Here is a 15193-nt window from a genome sequence, read left to right on the forward strand (position 1 = left end):
CGCCCGATAGCGTCTGCGCTAGCGCCGTACCGTTCGTCCGAACCCCGCCTAACCGCACCTATCAGGTAACTGGAGACCTCATGAATTCGACCGCGCTGCCCGCCGACAGCCACGATCTGATCCGCGTGCACGGGGCCCGCGTGAACAACCTGCGCGACGTCAGCATCGAGATCCCGAAGCGCAGGCTGACGGTGTTCACCGGCGTCTCTGGCTCGGGCAAGAGCTCGCTGGTGTTCAGCACGATCGCGGCGGAATCGCAGCGGCTGATCAACGAGACCTACAGCTCCTTCGTCCAGGGTTTCATGCCGACGCTGGCCCGGCCCGAGGTGGATGTGCTCGAGGGGCTGACCACGGTGATCACCGTCGACCAGCAGCGAATGGGTTCGGACCCGCGCTCCACGGTCGGCACCGCCACCGACGCCAACGCGATGCTGCGCATCCTGTTCAGCAGGCTCGGTAAGCCGCATATCGGTTCGCCGCAGGCGTTCTCGTTCAATGTCGCCTCGGCCAGTGGCGCGGGTGCGGTGAGCTTCGAGCGCGCCGGACGGACCGTGCGAGAGCGCCGCAGCTTCAGCATCATCGGCGGCATGTGCCCGCGGTGCGAAGGGCGCGGCTCGGTCTCCGATATCGATCTCACCCAGCTCTACGACGATTCCAAGTCACTCGCCGATGGCGCGTTCACCATTCCCGGGTGGAAGTCGGACAGCTTCTGGACGGTGCGGGTCTACGCGGAGTCGGGCTTCGTCGATCCGAACAAGCCGATCAGCAAGTACACCAAGCGGGAACTCAACGACTTCCTCTACAAGGAGCCGGTCAAGGTCAAGGTCGACGGCGTCAACCTCACCTATGAGGGGCTGATTCCCAAGATCCAGAAGTCGTTCCTGGCCAAGGACAAAGAGTCGATGCAGCCGCACATCCGGGCTTTCGTGGACCGGGCGGTCACCTTCACCACCTGTCCCGACTGCGACGGTTCCCGGCTCAGCGAGGAGGCGCGATCCTCGAAGATCAAGCGCAAGAACATCGCCGACCTCTGCAAGATGGAGATCCGCGATCTCGCCGAATGGGTTCGCGCACTTGATGAGTCATCGGTGAAGCCGTTGCTGGACTCGCTGGTGTACACGCTCGATTCGTTCGTGGAGATCGGCCTGGGTTACCTCTCGCTGGAGCGGCCCTCGGGCACCCTGTCGGGCGGAGAAGCGCAGCGCGTCAAGATGATTCGCCATCTGGGGTCGGCGCTCACCGACGTCACCTACGTGTTCGACGAGCCGACCATCGGCCTGCACCCGCACGATATTCAGCGGATGAACGATCTGTTGCTGCAATTGCGGGACAAGGGAAATACGGTGCTCGTCGTCGAGCACAAGCCGGAGACGATCGTCATCGCCGACCACGTCGTCGACCTCGGTCCCGGTGCCGGTTCGGGCGGTGGCACCGTTTGTTTCGAGGGGACCGTCGATGGGCTGCGGGGGAGTGGCAGCATTACCGGCCGTCATTTCGACGACCGGGCCGTGCTGAAGGAGACGCTGCGAGAGCCCAAGGGCGCGTTGGAGATCCGTGGCGCGTCGGCGAACAACCTGCAGAATGTCGACGTCGATATTCCGCTCGGGGTGCTGTGCGTCATCACCGGTGTCGCCGGTTCCGGGAAGAGCTCGCTGGTGCATCGGTCGGTGCCCTCGTCGGAGGGCGTGATCGCGGTCGATCAGACGCCGATCCGCGGTTCGCGGCGCAGCAATCCGGCGACGTACACCGGGTTGCTCGAGCCGATCCGGAAGGCGTTCGCGAAGGCCAACGGGGTGAAGCCCGCGCTGTTCAGCTCCAATTCCGAAGGCGCGTGCCCCAATTGCAACGGTGCCGGTGTCATCTACACCGATCTGGGGATGATGGCGGGCACCGCGAGCACCTGCGAGGTGTGTGCGGGCAAGCGGTTCGACGCGTCGGTGCTGGACTACCACCTCGGCGGCCGCGACATCAGCGAGGTGCTCGCCATGTCGGTCACCGAGGCCGAGAAGTTCTTCGGCGACGGCGACGCACGCCTCCCCGCGGCGCACACCATCCTCGAGCGGCTCGCCGATGTCGGGCTCGGCTACCTCACCATCGGCCAGCCCCTCACCACCCTGTCCGGTGGCGAACGCCAGCGCCTGAAGCTGGCCACCCACATGGGCGACAAGGGCGGCGTCTACGTCCTCGACGAACCGACCACCGGCCTGCACCTCGCCGACGTGGAAAACCTGCTGGCCCTACTCGACCGTCTCGTAGAGTCCGGCAAATCGGTGATCGTCATCGAACACCACCAGGCCGTCATGGCACACGCCGACTGGATCATCGACCTCGGCCCCGGCGCGGGTCACGACGGCGGCAAGATCGTCTTCGAAGGCACCCCCGCCGACCTCGTCGCCGCCCGCTCCACCCTCACCGGCGAGCACCTCGCCGACTACGTCGGCGCCCCCAAGAAGCGCAAGCAAGCCCGCAAGTAGCTGGTCGACTGATCACGGGGAATCGGTGTTGGTATCGGCCGAGAGGCCAACAGCGCCAATTCCCCGTGATCGCTTGTCCAGTAGTGCGTTTCGCTCAGGCGAGGCGGACGTTGGCGGTGGCGAGGCCGAAGACCTTGCGGCCCGCGGATTTTGCGACGATGACGATGACGGCGGTTTTGGTCTCGGGGTCGAGTGACTTTATCCGGCCGGTGAATTCGACGTTTCCGACGGATCGGGCGTCGATGACGGTGTAGCTCGAGAGGCGCACTCCGTATCGGATGAGGGCGCCCGGGTCGCCGAGCCAGCCGGTGACGAAGCCCGCTCCCAGGCCCATGGTGAGCATGCCGTGGGCGATCACGTCGGGGAGTCCGGTGAGTGTGGCAACGTCGTCGTGCCAATGGATCGGGTTCGCGTCACCGGCGACACCGGCGTAGTTCACCAGGTCGCCGCGCGTGAGTTGCATTGTCCGAGGCGGGAGTTCGGCACCGACGGCGAGGTCTTCGAAGCGGATTGCGGTGTGCGGGACCCGCGCTCGGGAGACCTCGGAAAGGCTCGGAGTGGGCTGGTTCGCTTCGATCGGCTGGTCTGTCGCGACTCCCGTTGCGCGGGAAGGTATTTCGATTCCGTGCATGACCACACGTTCGATCGCTTCGCTGATTCCCTCAGCGACGCTCTCGCCGGTGATGCCTGCGACGGTGGTGTGCATGATATGCACGATCTCGCCCGTCTGGTCGGTGAAGGTGTTCTTGATGGTGAGCAGGTCGTTGCCCGCTACCCGGCGAACCGAGGCGAGTTCGACGTCGCTGACCAACCGGTCGCCGGTGACCAACGGCTTGTGCATCTCGAAGACCTGATCGGTCTGCACGTACACGTCGTAACCGGTGATGACCGTTTCGAAGAGCTTGCGGTTGGCCAGCATCGCGGGGATCGAGACGAACGTCGTCGGCGCGACCAACCCGGTGTAGCCGAGTTCGTCGGCAGCGTCCTCGCTCCAGTGCACGGGGTGGAAGTCCTGCACCGCACGCGCGTATTCGCGGATCTTCTCCCGGCCGACCTCGTAATAGTCGTCGACTCGGTAGTGATGCCCGACCAAGGCGGCCACATCGAACGTTGCTTCCATCAAGCCGCTCCTCGCGTTAGAGTCCTCGGGCATCGTAATGGGCACCGGCAGAGCCGAATCCGCGAGCGGAGGGTTTCCGGTCGCGGCCCGGGCTGCGGGCCGCGACCTGGAAGTCTCGGGTGGATCAGGCGGTCCGCCGGCGGACGGTGCGCTCGAGGATACCGAGGGTGGCCTTGAGGGCGGACGCGGGGACCACCGGGAAGGTGAGGCGCTGCTTCCACTTCTCGTCGATTTCCGACCAGTCGTAGAACGACGTGACGAGGGTGCCGCCCTCGGTCGGCTCCAGCCGATAGCCGTAGATGTGGCGGACGGGCGGCCGGATCTGACCCTCGACGGTCCAGGCGATCTCCGCGTCGGGGGTGAACGAGGTGATCACCACCTCGACGTCATATTTGCCAAGGGGGAAGTCGCCCAAGGCTTCTCGGTCCATATGGACCAGGAACCTGTCGCCGGTCTGCTTGACCGGTTCCCCTTCGGCGTCGAGCAGCATGCCCGAGGCGTCGATGTCCACGTGGCCCTTCGGGTCGGTCAGCACCGCGAAGATGGCGTCGGCGGCGGCCGGGATGAGCCGGGAAACCTCGATCCGTTGGGCGCCGGGCGTTTCCGCGGTGGCGGTCAGGACAGCGCGGCCGAGGGTGTGGCCGGACATGGTGAAGCCGAGCACGGCCGGGGTGGCGTCGGCCGGGACGCCGATCGACTCGACGTCGAGGGCGTGCACCACGACGAAGTAGCGGTGCGGGCCGTGCCCGGCCGGCGGCGCGGCACCGATAAAACGCGCGGTGCGGGTGTCGTTGGGCAACTGGAAGGCACCCTCGGGCAGGCCCGCGCCGGTGTCGTCGCCGGCGCCCTCGGGCAGTTCGGTGACGCTAGCGGGGATGTCGGCCACCGCCCAGTGCCAGAACCCGGAACCCGTTGGGGCGTCGGGGTCGTAGACGGTGACGGCGTAACTCTTGGTGCCTGCCGGCGCGCCGCTCCAGGACAGCTGCGGGGAGATGTCTTTGCCGCCGGGCACGCCGGCCGAGAACTGCTCAGGCGACCAGGCGGCGCCGTCGGTGACGGTGGCGCTGGTAACCGTGAAGGTTGCCGCCTCGGGGAGGCGAGCGAAGGGGTCGTTGGCGCTCATCGCGTCTTTCCTTTCAAGCCATGCTGTGGAGTGGCGGTGATGCGGCTGAGGGAGGCCCGCAGCGTCCCATGGAAGCGACGCCATCGCCACTAGATCGACACTAGCATAGATAATCGATTATTGCGCAGATCGTCTATACTCGGCACATGACTCGGATGGCCCCCGCCTCGACCTCATCGGGGAAGCAGATGCTCAGCGAGCAGATCTACACCCACCTGCGGGACGCGATCTTGCGCGGCGACTACGCCCCCGGCGACGCCCTCAAACCGCAGGATCTCGCCAAGGAGCGGGGCGTGAGCCTGGCCGTGGTGCGCGAGGCGCTCGTCCGGGTGGTCGGCGACGGGCTGGCCGACCGGCTGCACAATCGCGGCTTCGTCGTTCCCGCCTTCTCCGATCGCCGCTGGCAGGACATCGCGGAGGCGCGCCGGACCATCGAACCCGCGATGCTGCGCATGTCGATCGAGCGTGGCGACATCGACTGGGAGGCCCGAGTCCGAGCCGCCCACCATCGCCTGGTCCGCACCCCGGCGTTCGTGCCGGACGGGGGCGAGTACTACAGCGAAGCCTGGTCCGAAGCGCACCGGCTCTTCCACCGCACCCTGGTGGAAGGTTGCGAAAACCCGGTCCTGCTGGAGACTTTCGATCGGTTATGGATCGCGAGCGAGCTGGCCCGCCGCTGGTCGGGGCACCGTAACCCCGGCCGCGACGGCGCCGACGAACACCGCAGGCTGGAGGCGGCGGCGCTGGCTCGCGATGCCGATGCCGCCGCCGAGACACTGACTCGGCACCTCACCTTGACCGCGGCCGGACTGATCGGCGACGACCCGGCGCAGGGCGCTTGATTCGCTGCGGGGCCCAGTCCGACGATGAGCGCGGTCTTGGGGCCTACCCCTGGACCGCGGGCTTCAGCACCGTTGCGCACCACTCGCGGAAGGTCGTCGGGCTCGCGGTCTGTAGGGTGCGTGGCACGTCGTTGTCGAGCCCGTCGTTCTTGGCGCACATCATGTCGACGAGGCCTTGCGCGTGCGCGTCGCCGACGCCATAGCGGGTGAGCGCCGCGCGGAAATCGTCGATCGACTGCCGCTGGTAGCGCACCGGGCGGCCGAGCACGTCGGACATGATGCGGGCCATGTCGTCGGCCGAAAGGTCCTCGGGGCCGAGCACGGGGACCTCGCCGGTTCCCGTCCACGTGCGGTCGAGCAGCAGACCCGCGGCGGCCGCGGCAATATCCCGGATCGCGACCACCGGTGCCTTATGGTCGGCCGTGACAATATCGGTGAACACGCCGTCGTCGCGGATCGAAACCACCTGCCGCAGTAGGTTATCCATGAAGGACGGGTTGGCGAGCGCCCGGTAGGCCACGCCGGTGCCCGCGATGACGTCGTCCATGGCCAGCGACGCGGTCACCTGCCCGGCGTGCCCTGCGACGGGCGTGCCGCGGCCGAGCGCCGAGACGCCGACGACGTGCCCGACCCCGTGCGCCGTGAACGCCTTCGCGGCGGCGCGGGTGAATTCGGCGAACACCGCGTCCAGGCTGGGTGCCCGCGGGTTCGGCGGGACCAGCCAGAAGACGGCGTCCGCGCCCGCGAAGGCCCGGTCGACGACGTCGGCGTCGCCGTGCGAGCCGGTGACGACATCGACGCGGGCGCGGACCGCCTCGGGCAGCTTGCCGGGGTCGCGCACGATGACGCGCAGTTCTTCAGTGCGAGTAGGGCTTTGGTTGAGCAGGAGGTCCAGCAGCGTGCTGCCGATATTGCCGGTGGGGGCGGTGATGACGATCATGCTTCGAGTCTCGGCTCGGTGACCCGCGACCGTCCAATACCCTTTCCAGCAATTGATACCCTAGGGGTATGGATCTCGATCTGCGCAAGCTCCGCTACTTCGTCGAGGTGGCCGAGCATCGGCACTTCGGCCGTGCGGCGGAAAAGCTCTACATCGCCCAGCCGGTGCTCAGCCGTCAGATCAGGGCCTTCGAGCAGGAGCTCGACTGCGCGCTGCTGGTACGGACCACCCGCAGCGTGGAGTTGACGCCCGCCGGGAAGCGGCTCTACGAGGAGGCGCAGGGGATTCTCGCGACCGTCGACGCGGCGGTGCGGCGGGTGCACGACATCGATCGGGATGTCCGCCGGATCGTGGTCGCCTTCGCCGCCGGATTGCATGTGTCCGAAGCGATTCGGGCGTTCGCGGCGCATCATCCGGAGGTGGAGACGGACCTGGTTCCGGCGCGCTGGTGGGACCCGGCCGCGCCACTGCGGGACGGCCGGGCTCAGGTCGGCTACCTGCGGCGGCCGTTCGACGACTCGGGGCTGCGAACCATCCCGATCGGCCACGAGCCCAAGGTCGCCTGCATGCCTGCGACACACCCGCTGGCCCGCCGTGCCGAACTCACCCTCGCGGACCTCGACGGCGAGCGCATGCTCGACGCACCGAACCGGCGGACGAGCTCGTTGGAGGAGAAGTTCGAACTCATCGCCGCCGGGCACGGCATCGCCCTGATCCCGCAGAGCGTCGCGCTAGCCTACGCCCGCCCCGACCTCGTCTACCGCACCGTGACCGACGCCCCAAAGATAGAGCGGTGCTTGGCCGTCGCCACGGACCGGCACGACAGTGTGTTGCGCGACTTCCTCGACATCGCCACGACGACACTGCGCAACGCCGAGCAGCCAACGCTGCCCTGAAAGGTAAAGCCTCCGGCGGACCGATTACGCGGCGTTGAACTCGCCTTCGGCCACCTGGGCGGTGAACGCATCCCACACGTCGGGGGCAAACACGAGGGCCGGTCCGGCCGGATTCTTCGAGTCCCGGACACCGACCGCGCCGCCCGCCACGAAGGCCACCTCCACACAATCCTTGGAGGCACCACTGCGACGGCTCTTGAACCACTTCGCGCCGGACAGGTCTACGTTCACGGGCATACTCCTTTGTGATCCTGAGAATGAGAGAGTGCGGCTGATGCCGCGTCCACGATAGACACAAGCCGAGTCACGATACGACCCAGTACCGTCCCCGCGCTACCCAGATTCCCGCACTCGCCAACTCAACGGAATCGACACCGGCGCAGTGTTACCGGAGAAAGTCCGCTTTGCGCGTTTTCCGAAATACCGCGCGCGCAACGTGATCCCGTGGACTTACCTCCCGCGCATTTTCTATGCTGCCGCGCACGAAATAGTCGGTGACATTGTGCGCGGCGCACGAATCAAAGCGCGGCGCTATCAATAAAAGCTTCCGGTCCAACCGATATGATGAGGGCTCTTGGGATTCGAGAGCAATAGCTAGTCCGCGTTCGCAAGATGGCGTTGGAACCAGGCGGTCAGTGCGGTGTCCACGTCGCGGGCGTGGGGGAGTTGGGGGGCGGGCTCGATGCCGGGCTCGTCGGCGAGGGGGTGGGCCAAACCGGGGATCGGTTGGAGTTCGGCGCCTTGGCCTATCGCGTCGACGAGGTCGATGGCGTCGGTGCGCAGTGCGGGGTGGTCCAGTTCGCCGCTGACGACCAGTAGCGGCGCGCGACCGATCGTGTCGGCCTCGGCGACGAAATCCATGCTGTCGACGGCCTTTTCGGAATCGGCGTCGTAGGGGTACGCGCCGGGGAACAGGTTCACGACGGAGCGCATCCGGATGGCGGCGTTGACGACGGCGCCCGCGAAGATCGGCGTGTCGGTCTCGGCGAGAACTCGCAGGGCGACGGCCCCACCGAGTGAGCCGCCGAGTACGCCGATCGGGCCGTCATCGACGGGCAGTTGTTCGCGGATCGACGCGAGCGCGGCCGGGAATTCCTCGCTCGCCTGTCGGACGAACGGGTACAGAACGGCCATCAGGACGTCCTTGCGCATCAACTCGGCGCCAGCGTCCATGGTGCCGTCGACCATGCGCGCCCCGCACATCGGCATTCCGAGGTGCACCCGCCACGCGGGCAGGCCGTTCATCGGCAGCGCGGCCGCGAACGCGGCATCCGAGCGCGGCGCGTCCAGCATGTGCCAGGTGACGATCAGCGGCGCGGCGGCGGCGTCGCGGACCGGCGGCAGCGCGGTGAACGGCACGCCGGCGGCGGTGCCCGTGATCGGTGAGTGCATGGGGGCCACGGTAGGTGCATGGCCGCGGACCGGGAACCGGTTTCGCTATGAGCGGAAGATCGCCGCAGGGTGCGCGGTTCGCAACGGCCACGTGGTTTCCGGAAGGGCAACGGCCTGAGTGTATTTCGGGCCGTTCATGTCGGTCGGGCGGCGGTAACCGCGGTCGAGATGCCCCCAAAACTCATGTCAGGAAACTGGTTTCCAGTTGGAAACACGATGCGGTACGGTCGGCTCATGCAAGACGCGCAGACACCACAGCAGGCACTCGACATCGCCGCCGCGACCACCCGACAGGCGCGCGCCGCCGCCGCCGTGCCCAGGTGGTTACCGCCGGTGGCCGGATTATTGGCAGGTATCACTATTGTGCTGCTGTGCACGGCGATCGATGACGGCGGGGATACCGCGCTTACCTGGATCGCCGGAATACTCGGAATCGCCTCGGCCGTGGTGTATTACAAGCTCGCGCAAACGGTGCGTGGTATCCGGTATGCGCGTGGCGTCGTCCCGCTCCCGCTGGCGTGGTGGAAGCAGGAAGCGGTGATGCTGCTGATAGTAGGTGCGGTACCGACCGTCAGCCTCTCGTATTCGGGCTGGGGTCTATGGCTACGAATCCTGCCCGGCGCGATTATGGCCGGCTGGGTCTGGTACGAACAGGGACGACCGTGGACCGCACCGGGGAAGTCGCGACCGCGGACCGGATCATGGGGGAACTGAACGAGCTGTTCGCCTCGCTGCCGCGCCTGAAACTGGTCGCATTCCTCGACGGCTGCAGCGAGGCCGAATTCCTCGTCGTCACCGAACTCTGTGAGCTGAACAAATCCGCTCTCTCCAAAGCGACGGCAGTGCTCGAGGCCGCCGGATACCTGCATGTCACCAAGGGCTATGTAGGCCGCAAACCGAAAACCTGGCTCGCCCTTACCCGTAAAGGCCGCACCGCCTACCACGCCCACCTCGATGCCCTAGCCGCGCTCACTCGTAAAGGCACTGAGACCACGTCCGAATCCTGATGGCCTCCGCGCTGTCAGTCCGAATCCGCTGTGGTGTCAGTGGGTTTCGCTCGCGCGGCCTTGGTCAGTAGTCGGCTGAGTTGGCGCTGCTCCGCCGGGTCGAGCCGGGCGACGGGCGACTGGGTGAGCATGGCGGTGCCGAGCCGTCGCCGGACGTCGCGGCCGCGCGCGGTCAGGGTCACGATCTTGGCCCGCCGATTCGCCGGATCGGTCTCCCGGGTGATCAGGCCCTTCTCCTGGAGGCGATCGGCGAGAAAGGTCACCGTGGACGGGTCGCAGCCGAGGTCGGCGGCGAGCCGGCGCATCGAAGGATTCGCGGACGGCCCGATCTGCCACAGGGTCTTGGCCATGACAGCGGTCAGCCCCAGGTCTCCCACAGTGTCGCTGAGCAGGGAATCGGTCTGCTCGGCGAGGGTGAATACCAGGTCCAGCACGTCGTAGACCAGCGATTCCTCCGTGCTCACGCGCTCCGCCATGACGACACGATACTTGGATCCTCAAACACTTGACAACTCCAAGTGTCGGCATGTCAGACTGGCAACACTTGGAAGCTCCAAGTGTTTGCCTCGGGAGATTTCGTATGACCACTGGTACAGACAAGCGGCTGTCCGACGGTGTCGATTCCGGCGCCAAGCTACCGTCGAGCGCTGGCAGGCCGCCCGATCGGCTGCGATATCTGTGGCTGGCCGCCGGTGCGGGCCTGTCGTTGTTCGCGGTCAACGGCCGGTGGGATATCCCGTTGGCTGCCTGGCTGGTATCGATTCTGCTGCTGCGCTTTTCGCGCTCGAGCCGCGTGGCCACCGGAGTCGGCCTGGTATGGCTGGTCTCCGCCGGGGCCGCGATGTTCTTTCTGTGGCATGTGGCCGTTCCGCTGACGGGGATGACCGCGCTGGGCGGGCTGTCCTTCGGTACCGTGCTCGCGCTGCCCTACCTGGTGGACCGACTGCTCGCGCCGCGGCTCGGCACCGCGGGAAGTCTGTTGTTGTTCCCCCTGGCGCTGTCCGCATGCGAGTTCCTGCTGGGAGTGTTCAGCCCATTCGGCACGGCCTACGGCCTGCTCGCAGACACTCAGTACACCAATCCTGCCTTGCTGCAGGTGATCTCGCTGACCGGACCGTACTTCGTGGGCTTCCTCGTCGGCGCCCTCGCCACCGTGGTGAATTACCTGTGGGAGCGTCGGCTGTCGTGGCGTACCGCCCGCGTGCTCGCCAGCTACGCGGCCGTGGTCGGCGTCGTAATCATCGGCGGCAGCGCACGGTTGGCGTTCTTTCCGGCACCCACCGCCCCGACCGTTCGCATCGCAGGCCTCAACCCGAGCATGGCGGCGATGGACGCGCAGATGAAGGCGCTCGGGCAGCCCGGACTCGACCCGATGGCCATCCCGCATTTCGACCCGGCCACGGTGCGGCGGGAATCGAACGCGGTCATCGACGGCCTGTTCGCCGACACTCGGCAAGCCGCTGGAGCTGGCGCGAAAATCGTGCTGTGGTCGGAGAACGCGGCCAGAATCTCAGTGCCGGAGGAACCGGCGTTCCTCGCCGCCGCACAGTCCCTTGCCCGGCAAGAGCAGGTGTATCTGCTCGTTGCCGTCAACGTTTATCTACCGACCGCACCCTACGGCCGCGACGAAACTCATTTCATCGATCCGGACGGTGCGATGCTGTGGACCTATCAGAAGTCCCACCCGATTCCGGGCCTGGAGACCTACACCCCCGGCGATGGCAAGGTCCCCGTGGTGGACACGCCATACGGTCGAATCGGCAACGTGATCTGTTATGACGCGGACTTTCCCGCCATGATGCACGCCGACGCCGACATCATGCTGGTGCCGGGCGGCGACTGGCCAGAATTCGGCAGGCTGCACACCCAGATGTCGAGCCTGCGCGCCATCGAGAACGGCTACGCGCTGGTCCGGCAGGACTTCAACGGCTGGTCGGCCGCCTACGACTATCACGGACAACCGATTTCGACGCAAAACACCACCGTCGATCACGACCCGTGGATCGTGGACGTCCCGACCCGCGGCACCACCACGATCTACCGGCTCACCGGCGATATCTTCTCCTGGCTATGCCTGGCGGGCACGCTCGTTCTGATCGGCATCGGCATAGTCCGGACAACGTCGAGTCGGCGAGGCTAGATCGCGGTGGCGCGGCGGAAGCCGAGGATCGGGTAGTTCGGGTCGGCGCCGCCTGGTCGAGCTTGGCCGTGGCCGAGGAACGATGAGGCCGCGGCCAAGTGAAGGTGGTGGCGGGCGCCGAGGGTGGTGAGGTGAGCGCAGGTGTCGGGGCGTGGTCGGGCTTCGGGAGACCTGTTGTCCGCCAAGCGAACCGCCGCCTCCTTGTCGGCGGTGGTGAGGAAGAGCCCGCCGGGCCGCAGGACTCTGGCCACCTCGGCGAGTACCGGTTCGGCGTCGTCGACCAAGTGCAGCAGCCACACGGCGGTGACCGTGTCGACGGAACCGCTCGGCAGCGGAAGGGCGGTGGCGTCGGCTCGCGCCACTTTGCCCGGTAGCCGCCGGGCCGCGCGACGCAGCATGCCCGCCGAGAGATCTATACCGACGACGCGGTGTCCGAGGGCGTCGAGTTCGGCGGCTACGATCCCGGTGCCGACGGCGAGGTCGAGAACCAGGCTATGCGACGGGATCAGCCCGTTGAGCGCGGCGGCGGCCGCCTCGGCTCTCGGTGTTCCGCCCCGCGTCCGGTCGTAGTGAGCCGCTTCGTTGTCATAGTCGAGCACCACACCATCATGCGTTGTGCCAGAGTTCGCGTTCGTCGGCGCGGGGGTCGGACACCAGTTGGGAGCGCGGGGTGTTGAAGGTCATGACGGATCGGGTGTCGAGGTTGTAAGAGGTCCAAGGGGTGCGCCCGGCGGCGAAATCTATCCAGGCACGGTGGATTTCGGAGGCGAGGGTCTGGGGTGGGGTGTCGGAGCCGAGCAGCATCGACGTTCCTTCGGCGGTCAAAGTGTCGAAGACGAAAGCTATTTCGATGGCGTGGCAGGCCCGAAGGTCCAGATGGCTGGTGGGCCAAGCGAATTCGTAGACGTACGCGGTAGCTGCCGCTTCGGCGAGGCGAAGGGTGGGGATGCGGAACGCGAAGTCGGTGAGGACGGCGGCCAGCACGTCGCCTGGGGTGGCGCCGGGGCGGTTGGCCGCGTAGGTGTCGGCGAGGGCCGGGTCGATGCCTCGGCTGGTGAGGACGTTGGGGAGGGCGTCGGCGGGCAGGCCGGTGGTGAGGCCGGTGGGAGCCGAGTAAAGGCGGAATTCGTCGGCGGTTGTCCCGATGATGAGTGGGATGTTGTCGGCCGCGCCCGCGGCGATGGCGTCGACGGGGAGCTGGGTCAGGGTGTGGCCGTCGATGGTGGGGTGGAAGGCCATCAGGCCCAAGCCCGCGGCGAGGGTGGATCGGCCCCAGCGGCTTGGGTTTTGGTCGACGGAGAAGTCGAGGATGAGGTTCTGTTCGGCGGCGAGCAGGGCCGGGATTTCGGCGGCTTCGGGGCTGGTGTCGAGTCGGTCGGCGAAATCGGCGGCGACCAAGCGTGCGTCGTCGAGGGTGGAGGCGATGGTTCCGTTGCCGCTCTGGATGATCGCGCGGTGGAACAGGCCCGCGGTCAAGGGGGAGGCGAGCAGCGTGGCGACGCTCATGCCTCCTGCGGATTCGCCGAAGAGGGTGACCTGGTCGGGGTCGCCGCCGAACGCCGCGATGTTGTCGCGGACCCACTGGAGGGCGGCGATCTGGTCGAGCAGGCCACGGTTGGCGGGGGACCCGTCGAGCGCGGCGAAGCCGATGGCGCCGAGGCGGTAGTTCATGCTGACCAGGACGACGCCGTCGCGGGCGAAGGCGTGGCCGTTGTACACCGAGACCGCGCTGGAGCCGAGGCGGTACGCGCCGCCGTGGATCCAGACCATAACCGGCAGCCCCGAGGCGCCAGGGTCGGGGGTCCATACGTTGAGGTTGAGGAATTCGGGGCCGTCGATGGCCGGGTTGTGCAGGATCGATCTCAACGGTTCCTGATAGCCCAACTGCGGTGCGGTGGGGCCGAAGTGGGTGGCGTCGCGCTCGTCATCCCAGCTGGGCGCCGGGCCGGGGGCTTGGAACAGGGCGGCACCCAATGGCGCTGCCGCGTACGGGATTCCAAGAAACGCATGCACTGATCCGGTGCTGCTACCGCGCACCTTGCCTTGGGGGAGGGCCACTACTGACGGGTGCATTCAGATTCCTCACAATCGCCGACGACACCTGAAAGTCTCGCACCAGAGCGGGTCACTAGGGTGAAATGATGCGGATCTTTTTGGCCGGTGCGACCGGCGTGATCGGAACACGGTTGGTGCCGCTGCTGGTCGCGGCGGGCCACGAGGTCGCGGGGATGACCCGCTCGGCCGCCAAAGCGGATCAGCTGCGCGCCGCCGGAGCAGTCCCGGCGATCTGCGATGTCTACGACCTGGACGCGCTGACCGCGGCCGTCGTGGACTTCCGTCCCGACATGGTGATGCACCAACTGACCGATCTCCCCGACGATGTCGCGCGACTCGAGGAGTCCGCCGACGCGAATACCCGCATCCGCACCGAGGGCACCCGCAACCTCATCGCCGCCGCCCGCGCCGCCGGGTCAAAGCGGTTCCTCGCGCAGAGCATCGCATGGGAACCGGCGCGCGGCGGACAGGTCATCCACGACCACGAAGCAGCCGTCCTCGCCATCGACGGCGTGGTCGTGAAGTACGGCCAGTTCTACGGCCCCGGAACCTACTACGAGGGTGAGCTCCCACCACACCCGCGCGTGCACGTGGACGACGCGGCAGCGCAAACGATTCCGCTACTCGACGCGGCGAGCGGCGTGGTGATCATCGCCGACGCCGCCTGAGCCGACGCTCATCGGTCGGTAAGCCGGAATTCGAGCAGACAGCGTTGATCGGTCAGGTCGGTCACCGTGTCCAGCACCTACGATCATCACCGTCGACGCTGTGCCCGTCCCAGCGACCCGCCGGCCAACCCACCGGTCACGCTCTCACTTCACGCCTTCGCCGCGGCCCTGAGCGGACTTCGATCAAGGAGATCCGAACTTTGTGCAGGAGTACCAGGGACCGTGATATGGGGCGCCCTCGTTTCTGTACCACCGGGTCGTCGATGAGTTCGCGGAGTTGTAGTCGCTGTGGTCGTATCGTGCGAAGAAGGTCGGCGTGGCGAGGGGCGGCCCGAGCGGATAGGAGTTCCACGAGTAGTCGTGGGCTTCGCAATTGCGGTCGCTGGGCGGCGCATTCCACGACGCGTGCGCGGAGCCGGCCGGTCCGAATAGTGCTGCACAGGTCAAAAGCAGGCCCACAGACCCCCCGACGATTGTCTTTCTAGCCCCACTGATCAAGGTGGACATCGCATTTCCTCCTCATGTTCGGACGAACC

The 15193-nt window shown here is 66.9% G+C and carries 14 protein-coding genes and 1 pseudogene; 7 read left to right on the plus strand and 8 right to left on the minus strand.

Annotated elements, in window-relative coordinates:
- The first annotated feature begins 80 nt into the window (after nt 1-80).
- The gene (locus ACIBCN_RS38375; RefSeq protein ID WP_396997015.1) at nt 81-2474 is read left to right on the plus strand and encodes an ATP-binding cassette domain-containing protein; all 2394 of its coding nucleotides are present in this window, start codon (nt 81-83) and stop codon (nt 2472-2474) included.
- Between the two features lie 94 nt (nt 2475-2568).
- Here ACIBCN_RS38375 and ACIBCN_RS38380 read toward each other — a convergent pair whose 3' ends face one another.
- Nucleotides 2569-3594: a fused (3R)-hydroxyacyl-ACP dehydratase subunits HadA/HadB gene (locus tag ACIBCN_RS38380; protein ID WP_396997017.1), complete on the minus strand. Its 1026-nt coding sequence runs from the start codon at nt 3592-3594 to the stop codon at nt 2569-2571.
- 595 nt (nt 3595-4189) lie between these two features.
- Nucleotides 4190-4717 (minus strand): annotated as a pseudogene (locus ACIBCN_RS38385) (YbhB/YbcL family Raf kinase inhibitor-like protein); the annotation flags it as partial.
- A 146-nt stretch (nt 4718-4863) separates the two neighbouring features.
- Between ACIBCN_RS38385 and ACIBCN_RS38390 the strand changes: the two are divergent.
- Nucleotides 4864-5559: a GntR family transcriptional regulator gene (locus ACIBCN_RS38390; RefSeq protein WP_396997018.1), complete on the plus strand. Its 696-nt coding sequence runs from the start codon at nt 4864-4866 to the stop codon at nt 5557-5559.
- A gap of 43 nt (nt 5560-5602) precedes the next feature.
- Here ACIBCN_RS38390 and ACIBCN_RS38395 read toward each other — a convergent pair whose 3' ends face one another.
- Nucleotides 5603-6499, minus strand: a complete 897-nt coding sequence (locus ACIBCN_RS38395) for an NAD(P)H-binding protein (RefSeq protein WP_396997019.1) — start codon at nt 6497-6499, stop codon at nt 5603-5605.
- Nucleotides 6500-6567: 68 nt separating this feature from the next.
- On the opposite strand from ACIBCN_RS38395, the gene ACIBCN_RS38400 reads away from it, so the two are divergent.
- Nucleotides 6568-7395 carry a LysR family transcriptional regulator gene (locus ACIBCN_RS38400; protein ID WP_396997020.1) on the plus strand — a complete coding sequence of 276 codons (828 nt, stop codon included), beginning with the start codon at nt 6568-6570 and terminating at the stop codon, nt 7393-7395.
- Nucleotides 7396-7419: 24 nt separating this feature from the next.
- Here the strand turns inward: ACIBCN_RS38400 and ACIBCN_RS38405 are convergent, their stop codons facing one another.
- Both ACIBCN_RS38405 and ACIBCN_RS38410 read right to left on the minus strand, forming a co-directional pair.
- Entirely contained in the window at nt 7420-7626 is a 207-nt protein-coding gene (locus ACIBCN_RS38405; RefSeq protein ID WP_396997022.1) for a DUF397 domain-containing protein, read from the minus strand.
- Nucleotides 7627-7989: 363 nt separating this feature from the next.
- Nucleotides 7990-8787: an alpha/beta hydrolase family protein gene (locus ACIBCN_RS38410; protein WP_396997023.1), complete on the minus strand. Its 798-nt coding sequence runs from the start codon at nt 8785-8787 to the stop codon at nt 7990-7992.
- Nucleotides 8788-9021: 234 nt separating this feature from the next.
- Between ACIBCN_RS38410 and ACIBCN_RS38415 the strand changes: the two genes are divergently transcribed.
- Both ACIBCN_RS38415 and ACIBCN_RS38420 read left to right on the plus strand, forming a co-directional pair.
- Nucleotides 9022-9501, plus strand: a complete 480-nt coding sequence (locus ACIBCN_RS38415; RefSeq protein WP_396997024.1) for a hypothetical protein — start codon at nt 9022-9024, stop codon at nt 9499-9501.
- The gene (locus ACIBCN_RS38420) at nt 9489-9794 is read left to right on the plus strand and encodes a transcriptional regulator (RefSeq protein ID WP_396997026.1); all 306 of its coding nucleotides are present in this window, start codon (nt 9489-9491) and stop codon (nt 9792-9794) included. Before ACIBCN_RS38415 ends, ACIBCN_RS38420 begins: the two co-directional genes overlap by 13 nt.
- 14 nt (nt 9795-9808) lie before the next feature.
- On the opposite strand, the gene ACIBCN_RS38425 is transcribed toward ACIBCN_RS38420, so the two are convergent.
- Nucleotides 9809-10270, minus strand: coding sequence for a MarR family winged helix-turn-helix transcriptional regulator (locus tag ACIBCN_RS38425; RefSeq protein WP_396997027.1), 462 nt, complete (start codon nt 10268-10270; stop codon nt 9809-9811).
- 104 nt (nt 10271-10374) lie between these two features.
- Here ACIBCN_RS38425 and ACIBCN_RS38430 point away from each other — a divergent pair, with 104 nt between their 5' ends.
- On the plus strand, nt 10375-11934 hold the full coding sequence (locus ACIBCN_RS38430; protein ID WP_396997028.1) for a nitrilase-related carbon-nitrogen hydrolase: 1560 nt from the start codon (nt 10375-10377) through the stop codon (nt 11932-11934).
- Here the strand turns inward: ACIBCN_RS38430 and ACIBCN_RS38435 are convergent.
- Both ACIBCN_RS38435 and ACIBCN_RS38440 read right to left on the minus strand, forming a co-directional pair.
- Entirely contained in the window at nt 11931-12533 is a 603-nt protein-coding gene (locus tag ACIBCN_RS38435) for a class I SAM-dependent methyltransferase (RefSeq protein ID WP_396997029.1), read from the minus strand. The genes ACIBCN_RS38430 and ACIBCN_RS38435 overlap by 4 nt on opposite strands.
- A 7-nt stretch (nt 12534-12540) precedes the next feature.
- Nucleotides 12541-14007, minus strand: coding sequence for a carboxylesterase/lipase family protein (locus ACIBCN_RS38440; RefSeq protein ID WP_396997031.1), 1467 nt, complete (start codon nt 14005-14007; stop codon nt 12541-12543).
- 68 nt (nt 14008-14075) lie between these two features.
- On the opposite strand from ACIBCN_RS38440, the gene ACIBCN_RS38445 reads away from it, so the two are divergent.
- Complete coding sequence (locus ACIBCN_RS38445) at nt 14076-14657, plus strand: NAD-dependent epimerase/dehydratase family protein (protein WP_396997033.1); 582 nt, start codon at nt 14076-14078, stop codon at nt 14655-14657.
- The last annotated feature ends 536 nt before the right edge of the window (nt 14658-15193 follow it).

This window comes from Nocardia sp. NPDC051052 (assembly GCF_044456045.1).
GTDB lineage: Bacteria > Actinomycetota > Actinomycetes > Mycobacteriales > Mycobacteriaceae > Nocardia.